General features: G+C 45.7%; 6 protein-coding genes and 2 pseudogenes. 3 read left to right on the forward strand and 5 right to left on the reverse strand.

All coding sequences use genetic code 11. The annotated features are described in order from the left end of the window. Both CAG69_RS12605 and CAG69_RS12610 read left to right on the forward strand, forming a co-directional pair. Positions 1-2124 (forward strand): TonB-dependent receptor domain-containing protein (locus CAG69_RS12605; protein ID WP_161444476.1); only part of this gene is annotated, 2124 nt, incomplete at its 5' end. A gap of 118 nt (positions 2125-2242) precedes the next feature. Further along, entirely contained in the window at positions 2243-2686 is a 444-nt protein-coding gene (locus CAG69_RS12610; protein ID WP_047010164.1) for a hypothetical protein, read from the forward strand. Positions 2687-2776: 90 nt separating this feature from the next. Here the strand turns inward: CAG69_RS12610 and CAG69_RS12615 are convergent, their stop codons facing one another. Next, on the reverse strand, positions 2777-3085 hold the full coding sequence (locus CAG69_RS12615) for a DUF3622 domain-containing protein (protein WP_025998700.1): 309 nt from the start codon (positions 3083-3085) through the stop codon (positions 2777-2779). Between the two features lie 295 nt (positions 3086-3380). Next, positions 3381-7274: a phosphoribosylformylglycinamidine synthase gene (gene purL, locus CAG69_RS12620; RefSeq protein ID WP_161444478.1), complete on the reverse strand. Its 3894-nt coding sequence runs from the start codon at positions 7272-7274 to the stop codon at positions 3381-3383. Positions 7275-7573: 299 nt separating this feature from the next. Here purL and mltF point away from each other — a divergent pair, with 299 nt between their 5' ends. Further along, positions 7574-9151, forward strand: a complete 1578-nt coding sequence (gene mltF, locus CAG69_RS12625; protein WP_161444482.1) for a membrane-bound lytic murein transglycosylase MltF — start codon at positions 7574-7576, stop codon at positions 9149-9151. Between the two features lie 585 nt (positions 9152-9736). Here mltF and tadA read toward each other — a convergent pair. The 3 genes and pseudogenes from tadA to CAG69_RS12640 form a co-directional block, all read right to left on the reverse strand. Next, positions 9737-10246, reverse strand: coding sequence for a tRNA adenosine(34) deaminase TadA (tadA, locus tag CAG69_RS12630; protein WP_443088092.1), 510 nt, complete (start codon positions 10244-10246; stop codon positions 9737-9739). A 251-nt stretch (positions 10247-10497) separates the two neighbouring features. Then, positions 10498-10974: pseudogene (locus CAG69_RS12635) on the reverse strand (AbgT family transporter); the annotation flags it as partial. Between the two features lie 38 nt (positions 10975-11012). Next, a pseudogene (locus tag CAG69_RS12640) lies at positions 11013-12489 on the reverse strand (AbgT family transporter); the annotation flags it as partial. Positions 12490-12822: the final 333 nt, after the last annotated feature.

A 12822-nucleotide genomic window follows, 5' to 3' on the forward strand; every position in this document is an offset into this window, starting at 1 on the left:
CTTTATTCATATGCTGAGACAACGCCAAATGAAGAGCTTGAAGTCATAGGCGTTCGTTATGCCAAACCTATTACCATTGCTGAGCCTGCGCAAACCACCATTAATTGGTCAGAGATTGAAGAGCAACAGTACTCTAATTTTGCCTCAATGATCGATGCCGTTCCGGGCGCATCATTAGATGGTGGCGGTCGTTCTGGTGGCGAACGTATTAACATTCGTGGTTTTGATGATCCAAGCGATATCGCCGTATTTGTCGATGGCGCTCCTATTGGCTTTCAACAATACCGCTACGGAACTTTCTTTTTTGATCCGTTCTTGATTGGTGAAGCAGAAATTATCAAGGGCGCGCACGACTATCGAGCACTCAACGGAAAGTTTGGTGGCTCAATTCGTATTAAAACCAAGAGTGTCGATGACCTACTGTACGGCAATAGAAACTTTGGTGCTCGCATCTCAAGTGCATACAACACCAACGGCGATGAGAATGCCTACACGCTAACACTCTATGGTAAAAACGATGCTGGTTTTTATTTTCTAGCGAATGGCTCGGTAAAAGATTCTGATGACATTAAAGTCGGTGGTGGTGAAACGCTTGATTACTCAGGTTATGAGCAAGAAAACATGCTCGTAAAAGTCGGTTATGAAAACAACGATCACGAGTTTGAAATTAGCCACACTCGCTACAAAGATGAAGGTCGTAAACCTTGGGCTAACCGCCGCGGAAAAATGCCTAACATCACTGAGTACAACATCAAGAAATACGGATCATTAGAAAAAGCCAAATACGCATACACCGTCGATAATAAATACACGGATAACACCACAACCATCTCTTACCACTACATGCCGACTAACCCGTATATTGATTTCAATATCAAAATGGCACGTTCTGAAAACGATCGTCACTGGGTTCGCCCTGACGCGGCATTCGAGAAAATGTTCGTGTCTGTTGGCAGTTATGGTCACGAGTCTTGGCTGAGTTACGAGCGTGACTATGCTGATGTGTTTAACCAAGCGCAGTTCGGAGACCACACTCTAGTCACAGGGCTTCAATATCAAAAAACCGATAGAGACTCATTAGTATTCAACGCATCATACGACAGTAATGAAGCCAAAAACTACGGTTGGTACACCCCTTACTACGAACCATCTGGCACGCAGTCAATTTATGCCGCTTACATTGCTGATCACTATCAAGCAACAGACCGCCTAACAATCACACCTTCTCTGCGTTACGAATACATCAAGAGTGAAGGAAAAGGGAACGCAGCGCCGGATTATAATGATCCAGCTGCCGGACATGACTATGGTGAAACGACGCATAAAGGCTTTAGCCCACGTTTGGATATCGACTTTGATGCGAGCAATAATACGCGTTTAAACGCCTCCTACGCCTACGCTTTAAAAGCACCAACCGTTGATAACATCTACTCAGTGCAATATGCGCGAGCTACCGCTACGGCTACTGCTTTGAATCTGGACGTGTCTCGTATCCATGCTTATCAAGCAAGCGTTATCAACTTAACGGAAGGGCTGGTGAACTCTCGCGATAACCTAGCAACAGAGTTAACTATGTTCTATAACGATGTTAGCGACACAGTTGATATACGAACGGGCGAAAACCTCGACAAAAATACTACTGAGTTACAAAGCTGGAATACAAACCTAGATGGCTTTAAAAACTATGGCTTTGAGCTAATTTCACAATACCGGATTGAAGATTTCTACAGTAATTTCTCAGCAAGTTACATTCGCGGCAAAAACAAAGGTAGCCTATCTGACTCTACAGGTTCAGATGATGATCATCCTGATGTACCGCCATTAAACATTAATCTGGGTTTAGGTTACGAATGGATTCCTGGTTTACGTACGGGCTGGGAAGTCCGTTGGTATGATGCGCAAACCAAAACCAAGGCAAGCGGTAACAATTTAAAAGTGAAATCGCCAAGTGAGCAATACACGCTACAAAACGCTTACGTGGTTTGGGAAATACAACAAGTCGAAGGCTTGAGCGTTGGTGCGGTTGTGAAAAACTTAACCGATCGTTACTACGAAGCATACCTATCTAATGGCGTGCCTTCGCCTGGTCGCGAAGTCAAACTGCACCTCACTTATCAATACTAACCATACCTAAAAGATGCAGGGCAGACATTAACTGCCCTGTTATATCGTATCCAATGGCCATAATTGCACGCCGTTTTATTTATCAGTACTATCATTTCTTTTTGCTTGCATACACACTATGAACAACTTAAAAACATTGTTTCTTCTTGCTTGCTTCGTTCCAGCAAGTCAAAGCCTGGCACAGACTTCTGAGAGCATTGCTGACTACTTACAAGAGCAGAGTCAGCACCAGGTTATTGAGGATCATTACGCACAACCAACAACAAATAATCTGAATCTAGACGCCAAAGCAAACGCGTTAACTTGGCATGAAGATGGCAAGCCGGATCACTGTCGTTATGCCAAGCAGCCCAAAGACGTAGCAACACATTTCGACTACGGTGAAGCAAACGATCTATCTGACGGCTTACAACACTTTGATTTACCGGAGAGGCACTCGGCAAAGGGCAAGTCAACACATCGCACTTATGCTAATAACCCTCACCTTCTTCCTGGCAATAAACAATTTGCAGCCCCTGAAGACGGCACGTTTAGCTTGTCCGTATCGTCGGATTGTTTTTAGCCGATATAAATAAAAAATGCCCTGAGACAAAACTCAGGGCATTTTCACTATTTGTTTGATGGGTAACGTCACCATCTCACCGATTTAAACTTATTCTTCGTCAGTGTCTACTTCGGTTTCACGTGCTTTGCGGGCTTCTTCTTTACGAACTTTTGCCGCTAGTTGTTCTGCTTCGCGCTCTTGACGTTGCGCTGCTTTACGCTCGTTACGAACCACTTGGTTTTGGATAAATCCAGCCAGTTCTTGTTCAGCCCAAGCTTGTGCTTTCTCTTCGCTGTCAAAGCCTGTTTCACGCTTTGATACTACAGTCTTACGAGATGTCACTTGGCGAGTGATTTCTGCGCTCCAGCCGTTACGTTTTTCAGTGACGCGGATAGCAAATTTTGGATTCTTAGACATTTCTTTCATTTCCTAAGGGATTTAGGGATCAATCAGGGATTCGGTCAACTTGATAACTCCATCTAAGCTGAGCTGTTTAACACCATCCCTTGGTAAGCGCGGTATTAGAGCATAAAAGTAATCTAAACGCTGCAAGTTTTTTACGCTAGATAATAGATGACAAAGAAGAGGCAGAACAAAGCAACGTTTCGCCAAGTCACTAGAAAGAGCGACGAAGAAAAAAGAGTGATAAGAAAAAAGAAAGCGCTGATCTCTCAACCAACGCTTTACTTAAGCTAGATTAACCTTTGGTTAATTAACCGATATTCTTACGAGCATTTTGGAACATACGCATCCAAGCGCCATTTTCACCCCAACCTTCCGGAGCCCAAGAATTTGCAACTGTGCGGAATACGCGCTCTGGGTGAGGCATCATGATAGTTACGCGACCATCTGCTGTTGTTAAACCGGTAATCGCGTTTGGCGAACCATTCGGGTTGTTCGGGTATTGTTGTGTTGGGTTACCGAGGTTATCCACGTAACGAACCGCAACCGTACCTGATGCTTCAATCGCTGCTAGGTGCTCTGCATCACGTACTTCTACACGCCCTTCTCCGTGGGAAACCGCGATTGGCATACGCGAACCAACCATGCCGTCGAAGAATACAGAATCAGATTTCTGAACTTCAACTAGACTAAAGCGCGCTTCAAAACGCTCAGATTCGTTGCGCACAAAACGTGGCCACAAGTCTGCACCTGGGATCAGCTCTTTCAGGTTTGATAGCATCTGACAACCGTTACATACACCTAAAGAGAACGTCTCTTCACGGTTGAAGAAGGCTTGGAACTGTTCACGAGCTTGTGCGTTAAACAGGATAGACTTAGCCCAACCTTCACCCGCACCTAGTACGTCGCCGTAAGAGAAGCCACCACAAGCTACTAGGCCATGGTATTCATCCAGTACCGCTTGGCCTGTTAGGATATCGCTCATATGGATGTCGGTTGCTTCAAAGCCAGCTCGGTCAAACGCTGCTGCCATTTCGACGTGGGAGTTAACGCCCTGCTCACGTAGAATTGCCATCTTAGGTTTAGCACCTTTCGCAATGTACGGTGCTGCAACGTCTTCATTTACGTCGAAGCTGAGCTTAACGTTTAGACCAGGGTCAGAGTTGTCTTTCTTAGCTTCGTGCTCTTGGTCTGCACACGCTGGGTTATCACGTAGACCTTGCATCTTATGCGTTGTTTCAGCCCAGATAACGCGTAGTTCGGTACGTGAACGTTCAAGCACAACTGCATCACCAGAAGTGATAACAAAGTCGTCTGAAGCTTCAACAGAACCAATCACATGTGAGCATGCCTCTAAGCCGTTTGCCGCCAGAGTAGATAGAACTGAATCTAAATCATCATTCTTAACTTGAACAACCGCACCTAACTCTTCGTTAAATAGAACGGCTAGCGCATCATCACCCAGCTCTGCGATGTTCGCTTTTACGCCACAGTGACCCGCGAACGCCATCTCAGCCAGTGTAACAAACAGACCGCCGTCGCCTTTATCGTGGTAGGCCACTAACTTGTCATCACGTACTAACGCTTGCATTGCATCAAAGAAGCCTTTTAGCTGCTCTGCATTATCTACGTCAGCAGGTTTGTCACCCAGCTGTTTGTATACTTGTGCCAATGCTGTCGCACCTAAGCGGTTTTTTCCGTTACCCAAGTCAACAAGAACTAGAGAAGTATTTCCTTTGTCAGTGCGTAGTTGTGGAGTCACGGTCTTACGTACGTCTTCCACACGACCAAATGCCGTGATAACTAGCGACAGTGGAGAAGTAACTTCTTTGCTCTCGCCGTTTTCTTCCCACTTGGTTTTCATCGACATGGAGTCTTTACCAACTGGGATAGTCAAACCTAACGCAGGACACAATTCTTCACCAACCGCTTTCACTGCTTCGTAAAGACCCGCATCTTCACCTGGGTGACCCGCTGGAGACATCCAGTTCGCAGACAGTTTAATATGTTTAATATCACCGATGTCTGTTGCCGCAATGTTCGTTAGTGACTCACCAACGGCTAGGCGAGCCGATGCACCAAAGTCTAGTAATGCAACTGGCGTGCGCTCACCCATCGACATTGCTTCGCCATGGTAAGTGTCGTAGCTTGCCGCTGTTACTGCGCAGTTTGCTACTGGTACCTGCCAAGGGCCAACCATTTGATCACGAGCAACCAGGCCCGTTACTGTTCGGTCACCGATAGTAATTAGGAATGTTTTTTCTGCAACAGCAGGAAGACGAAGTACGCGATCCACCGCTTCATTAAGCTCAATACCATCACGAACAATGGCAGGGCTTTCCACTTTTAGTGTGGTTGCGTCGCGGTGCATCTTCGGTGGCTTACCAAGCAGGATATCCATTGGCATATCGATCGGCGTATTGTCGAAGTGAGAATCTTCTAGCGTTAGATGACGCTCTTCTGTCGCCACACCCACCACTGCATACGGTGCGCGTTCACGCTTACAGATTGCGTCGAATGCTTCCATGTTTTCTGGCGCTACCGCTAGAACGTAACGTTCCTGTGATTCGTTACACCAAATTTCCAGTGGGCTCATGCCCGGCTCATCGTTTGGTACATCGCGTAATTGGAACTTACCGCCACGCTCACCGTCGTCGACAAGTTCAGGCAATGCGTTAGAGATACCGCCTGCACCCACATCGTGGATAAATGCGATTGGGTTGTCGTCGCCTAACTGCCAACAACGGTCGATCACTTCCTGACAGCGACGTTCCATCTCTGGGTTTTCACGCTGTACCGAAGCGAAGTCCAGATCTTCTGCTGACTGACCAGATGCCATGGAAGATGCCGCACCACCACCAAGACCGATGTTCATTGCCGGACCACCAAGTACGATTAGGCTCGCACCTACAGGGATCTCTTTCTTCTGTACGTGTTCATCGCGGATGTTACCCATACCACCAGCAATCATGATTGGTTTGTGGTAACCACGAATTTCTTCACCCGCATGAGAAGTGACTTTTTCTTCGTAAGTACGGAAGTAACCCAATAGATTTGGACGACCAAATTCGTTGTTGAATGCCGCGCCGCCAAGAGGGCCTTCAAGCATGATGTCTAACGCATTCACAATACGACCCGGCTTGCCGAAGTCGGTTTCCCATGGCTGTTCAAAACCAGGAATACGTAAGTTAGAGGTTGTAAAACCAACCAGACCCGCTTTTGGCTTACCGCCGATACCCGTCGCTCCTTCGTCACGGATTTCACCGCCTGAACCAGTCGATGCGCCCGGCCATGGAGAGATTGCCGTTGGGTGGTTGTGCGTTTCTACCTTCATCAAGATGTGCGTATCTTCATGGTGGTACGTGTATTGACGAGATTTAGGGTCAGGGAAGAAACGCCCCGCTTTAGAACCTGTCATAACGGCTGCGTTGTCTTTGTATGCAGACAGCACATAGTCAGGTGTCGTTTCAAAAGTGTTTTTGATCATTTTGAACAAAGACTTAGGTTGATCTACCCCGTCGATAGTCCAATCTGCGTTAAAAATTTTGTGGCGACAGTGCTCTGAGTTCGCCTGAGCAAACATCATCAATTCAATGTCGTTTGGGTTACGCCCAAGCTTAGTAAAGTTCTCTACCAAGTAATCAATTTCATCTTCTGCGAGTGCCAAGCCTAGGGAAACGTTTGCTTCTTCAAGCGCAAGACGACCGCCCGCTAAGATATCAACATGCGCCACTGGCTTAGGCTCTGCGACTGTAAACAGCGCTGACGCAGCTTCAAATTCTGTAAATACCGTTTCCATCATGCGGTCATGAATTAACGCTTTGACAGCGTCAACTTGAGCTTCTGATAGAACAATTGAAGATTCGACATAATAAGCCGTACCGCGCTCTAGACGTTTCACTTTATCCAGGCCACAGTTAACAGCGATATCGGTAGATTTAGAAGACCAAGGCGAGATAGTGCCTGGACGAGGCGTAACAAGAAGTAGAAGACCTTCTGGCTCATGCTCTTCGATGGTTGGGCCGTAAGTTAGTAACTTTTCAAGTTTTTCTAACTCTTGGTCATCAAGGTCAGACTTTAGATCGGCAAAGTGCATAAACTCGGCATAAATGCCAGTTACAGGCAGATCTTGTTCACGACAAAGTTCCAGTAGTTTATTAACACGAAACTCAGAAAGAGCTGGGGAGCCACGCAAAATTCTCATGTGCTTAGGTCTCTTATGCAATTGATTAAGGTGATATTGGAATAAATTCAGACACTTAAAATAAGCCCTGTCGAACCTATGCCGATTCCACCTCGTCATTGCGAGCGCATTATATAGCAATTGTTTTTGTGATGTAACACCAAAAGCAACCGTTTGCGTCATTTTTTTTGTCAAATTTGAATTACGACTAAAATGTCGATAAAACACACAATGTCACGCTATAAGTGTGTGATTCACTTTGCCCCATGAGCTCGCTTTGATATAAAGGCAAATAGAAATTTCCTAAGATGTACCTATTAATGCAAATAAGCCAGCTCAACCGACTCAAGCGCAGCGCCCTAATTTTTGTTTCTGTGCTACTACTCTCTGCCTGCCAGATTGAGTCGGAACCCAAAAGTGAATTCGAAAAAATTCAGGAACGTGGCGTGCTTCGTGTTGGCACGCTAAACAATCAGCTTTCCTATTATATTGGTCCCGATGGTCCCGCTGGGTTGGATTACGAATTGGCGCGTCAGTTTGCGGAGCAGCTCGGCGTCAAGCTCGAGATTAAGCCTGCCTTTCGCCAAGCCGAGCTTTTTCCTGCTCTTAAGAAAGGAGATATTGATCTCATCGCTACGGGCTTAAATCAAACGTCACAAGCGGTAAAACGCTTTAGACCGGGCCCTGCTTATTATTATGTAAGCCAACAAGTTGTGTATAAAAAGGGGCAACTTCGACCACGTGATATCGAACAGCTGATTGAATACCAAGCATCGAAAGACAGCGAATCTGACGAAGATACAAATGCAGGCGCGCAAACATTAAAGATCGTCGAACAATCACAATATGTTCCGACCCTAACCGCATTAAAGAAGAAATACCCAGAGCTGCAGTTTGAAATTGTTGGCGATGCTGACACGAGAGACTTACTTAAATACGTATCCACTGGTGAGTTGCGTTTTACTGTGACTGACTCTGTGGAGCTTTCCCTAGCTCAGCGCCTTTACCCCGATCTTGCGCTCGCGTTTGAACTTACAGAAGATCAACCAGTATCGTGGTTTACTCGACGCTCTGAAGACGAAAGTTTGTATGCGATGCTGATAGAGTTTTTCGGTAACATTAAACAATCAGGAGAACTGTCCACTCTCGAAGAGAAGTACATTGGTCATATTGAAGCATTTGACTACGTTGATACTCGCGCATTCATTCGAGCTCTGGATGACAAATTGCCTAAGTGGGCACCTTTATTCCAAAAGTACAGCGAAGAGTTCGACTGGCGCTTAATTGCAGCATTGGCGTATCAAGAATCACACTGGAAGCCAGCGGCAAAATCGCCAACAGGTGTTAGAGGGATGATGATGCTTACTCTGCCAACAGCGAAAAGCGTCGGGGTAACAAACCGTTTAGACCCTGAGCAATCTGTTCGTGGTGGTGTCGAGTACTTACGTCGCATTGTAGGTCGCGTGCCTGATAGCATCAACGAGCATGAAAAAATATGGTTTGCCCTTGCTTCATACAACATTGGCTACGGTCACATGATGGACGCACGACGACTTACTAAAGCGCAAGGTGGCGATCCAAACGCTTGGGCAGATGTAAAAGACAGATTGCCTTTACTGCGTCAGAAGCGCTATTACAGTCAAACTCGCTATGGGTACGCCAGAGGTGATGAAGCGCGTAATTACGTAGAAAATATTCGACGTTATTATCAATCCATCATTGGTCATGTCAGCCAAAGACCAGCGATTGATGAGAATAGCGATGACTTGCAAGTTATCCCGCCGCTCAACCCTGACATTTTGATATCAGGAGCAGTAGAGACCGTTGTAGAGCAAATATCTGGCGCTTCTGACGTCACGGTTGAAGAAGACACCGAACAAGAAAGCCCTGAAGAATAGACCCGCTGTAAACTAAAAAATGACGAGCCTATGAAGCTCGTCATTTTTATTGAGTCCTAGCGAAAACTTATCTAGAATCCAAGACTCTGAGTGACACCAACCACACTCAACCATTCCTTTGGTTGGTCGCCTTTTTCACCGTTAGTTAAACTGATTGCTTTGTAACAGATTGCTTCGCAACCACATGGTTTAGCTCAGTTGATGAAGCGGCGCTATCGGCTACCTCTGCCGAAATAACGTCACTCATATTATTAAGCACCGTATTGAAATTGTTTGCTGGCTCTGTGCAATGCAGAAGTCAAATGAAGAACGTTTAAACCATACAGTGTTTAGTGCGATTATCGAGACTATTGCCAAGCATCGATGAGCCGCGCTTTACTGGTATAAGTCTTGTCTGCAGGAGGTTTTGAATATGAGAAGACGTAGAGTGCAGTCAAAGCGTTTAAATAACACAGTAGCTGCTATCCGACGTAAACGTAAACTGACATGTATGAAAAAGAAAGTAAGTTCACGTAATCGTGTTTTTGTACACTTAGTCAATCACTAGTACGTTCAGGCAAACATCTACCACGTTGTAGGTGTTTGCTAGCCCTCACTACTCCCACTACCTTGTTCGCTTTCTCCATTTTCTAATGCTTTTTGTGCTTGCTTCTTCGCTTTAATTTCCTTACGGCGACGCTTAAAAAACGCTTGTAGCTGAGTGCGGCACTCATCTTCTAGTAGCCCCTTTTCAACCAAGGCGTAATGGTAAGCAGCTTGGCTTTCAAACAAATTAAGCACTGTTCCTGCTGCTCCCGCTTTTAAATCTGGCGCTCCAAAAACGATCCGCTTAACACGGCTATGCAATAAGGCTCCGGCACACATTGGGCATGGCTCAAGTGTTACATATAACGTCGTATCCAGAAGGCGGTAATTTTCTAGCTTTTGGCCTGCTTTACGCAGTGTTTGGATTTCAGCATGTGCGGTAGCGTCATTAGTACCAATAGAGCGGTTCCAGCCCTCAGCGATAATTTCACCATCTTTGACAAGCACTGCGCCGACAGGTACTTCCCCCTCAGCTTCTGCTTGCTCAGCAAGCATCATCGCTCTGCGCATAAACAATTCATCTTGAGGGGTAAACGGATGGTTAGACAAAGGAGGCTCCAAAGAAACAAAAACGATTGAAGTCAGTAATTTTATCACCAACTTCGGTTTCACTACAGCAACACATCACGAGACAAAGTTTGCAACTCCAAAAAACCTAGTTACAAGACCTATCGATGTTCGTTTTGCGAGAACAAAAAAGCGCAGATCGAAGACCTGCGCTTTTCGGCTGCCAATTAGCGGCTTTCACACCCTACACGTTTTTACATTGTGTAAGTGTAAGGAGCTTGAATGCCTAGCGGGATACCTACCATCCAATAAGCAACTAGGAAGATAGACCAACCGATCAGCATTGCAATCGAGAATGGCATCATTAGTGACGCAAGCGTACCGATACCAGCCGACTTCACATAACGCTGACAGTAAACCACTACAAGAGGGAAAAATACCATTAGAGGCGAAATGATGTTCGATACAGAGTCACCCACACGGTAAGCCGCTTGAGATAGCTCAGGCGAGATACCAACCGCCATTAGCATTGGCACTAAGATTGGACCAATTAAAGCCCATTTTGCCGATGCCGAACCAATAAGTAGGTTTACAGACGCGGTTAGAAGGATCATACCGATGATAGTCACTTCACCTGGTAGGTTCATCGCTTTTAAGCCTTCTGCGCCATACAACGCTAGCATCGTACCTATGTTTGACTGAGCAAATGCAGATAAGAACTGAGCACAGAAGNTTGTCGGGGGGGCTGGGAGATGTGAAAAAGAGACGGGACCATAATTGCAATCGAGAATGGAATCATTGGGGACGAAAGCGTACCGATCCCAGCCGACTCCACAAAACGCGGAAAGAAAACCACTACAAGAGGAAAAAATACAATAAGAGGCAAAATGATTCGATACAGAGCCCCCCCCCCGGTAAGCCGCTTGAGATAGCTCAGGCGAGATACCAACCGCCATTAGCATTGGCACTAAGATTGGACCAATTAAAGCCCATTTTGCCGATGCCGAACCAATAAGTAGGTTTACAGACGCGGTTAGAAGGATCATACCGATGATAGTCACTTCACCTGGTAGGTTCATCGCTTTTAAGCCTTCTGCGCCATACAACGCTAGCATCGTACCTATGTTTGACTGAGCAAATGCAGATAAGAACTGAGCACAGAAGAACGACATTACAATGTATGCGCCCATGGTCGACATAGTATCAGCCATCGCTTTGATAATGTCGTTGCTGGTCTTGAACGTACCTGACACTTTACCGTAAACGTAACCAGGAATGATAAACAGAATAAAGATCAGCGGCACGATAGACTTCATGATCGGTGCTGAGAAGGCCGTAATTTCACCTTCAGGCGAGCGTAGCGCTGATGTTTCTGGAATTAATGCTGCAACAAGTAAGGCAATACCCGCCATCATTGCCCAACCAGCATAACGAAATGCTTTTGATTCCAGTTCAGTAAATGAGCCTAGGTTTGGCGCAGTTTCCGCATCGTCATCAATTGGCATTTTTGACAAACGAGGCTCGATGATTTTTTCTGTCACGTACCAACCAATCGCTACAATAATGATGGAAGATAGGCCAGTAAAGAAGATGTTCGCTAATGGGTTAACCACGTATTCAGGATCAAGAACCTGCGCCGCGGTTTGCGTAAAGCCTGCAAGTAGTGGATCGATACCAGAAGGGATAAAGTTTGCAGAGAAGCCACCAGATACACCTGCAAATGCTGCCGCAATACCCGCTAGAGGGTGACGACCTGCCGCATGGAAGATAATACCGCCCAGAGGAATAACCAGAACATAGCCTGCATCTGCCGCAGTATGCGACACAATAGCAACCAAAATAAGCATTGGAGTAAGAAGCTTAGCTGGCGTGAAGTTCAGCATCTTCTTAAGACCCGTCGTAATAAAGCCCGAAGAGTCTGCAACGCCCACACCTAGCATCGCGACAAGTACGATACCCAGTGGCGCAAAACCAGTAAAGGTAGTCACCATGTTCGCAAGGAAACTTGCTAGCGCTTCGCCCGTAAGTAAATTAGTGATGGTAAGAGCTTCGCCCGTTCGAGGGTTTGGAAGATCGAATGATACATTCGATAAAAGTGCTGACGCCGCCCAAGTAATGATCAATGCCCAGAAGAACAAAATCGCAGGATCAGGAATTTTGTTACCTGTCCTCTCGATAAAGTTTAAAAAGCGCTCCATCCCGCTCGGCTTCGATGATGGTGCCTTATTTACAGCTTGGTTACTCATGGTAACTCCATAGTGAATGATGTTGGTGCCAAGGCCTATTTGAGTAATTATGACGGCCTACTATCCAACGAGTATTCTAGTAAACACTAATGGAGAAAGCACAAGGTTCTATATTTTTTTTCATAATTGGAGACATATTTTGCAAAAAAACAAAACCAAAGATACAAGCCTGAAACATTATGGAAAAATCAACATATACATTTAGTAAACGAGCTGGCAAAAACAGAGGTTGTATAGAGCGATGAATAGATAGTTTTAAGAAAAGAAACTATACGTGATGAGAAGCAAGAAATAATTCTCTTCAATATAAAAAGGGCAACGCGGACAGTGAAC

It is taken from the genome of Vibrio sp. V43_P6S15P86, assembly GCF_009904725.1.
In the GTDB taxonomy this organism is placed as follows: domain Bacteria; phylum Pseudomonadota; class Gammaproteobacteria; order Enterobacterales; family Vibrionaceae; genus Vibrio; species Vibrio diabolicus.

Bases quoted from the DNA above. Each gene is read 5' to 3' on its own strand.
- tadA (WP_443088092.1), bottom strand. From the start codon at position 10,246: ATGCGCAGAGCGATGATGCTTGCTGAGCAAGCAGAAGCTGAGGGGGAA.
- purL (WP_161444478.1), bottom strand. From the start codon at position 7,274: ATGAGAATTTTGCGTGGCTCCCCAGCTCTTTCTGAGTTTCGTGTTAAT.
- mltF (WP_161444482.1), top strand. From the start codon at position 7,574: ATGCAAATAAGCCAGCTCAACCGACTCAAGCGCAGCGCCCTAATTTTT.
- CAG69_RS12610 (WP_047010164.1), top strand. From the start codon at position 2,243: ATGAACAACTTAAAAACATTGTTTCTTCTTGCTTGCTTCGTTCCAGCA.
- CAG69_RS12615 (WP_025998700.1), bottom strand. From the start codon at position 3,085: ATGTCTAAGAATCCAAAATTTGCTATCCGCGTCACTGAAAAACGTAAC.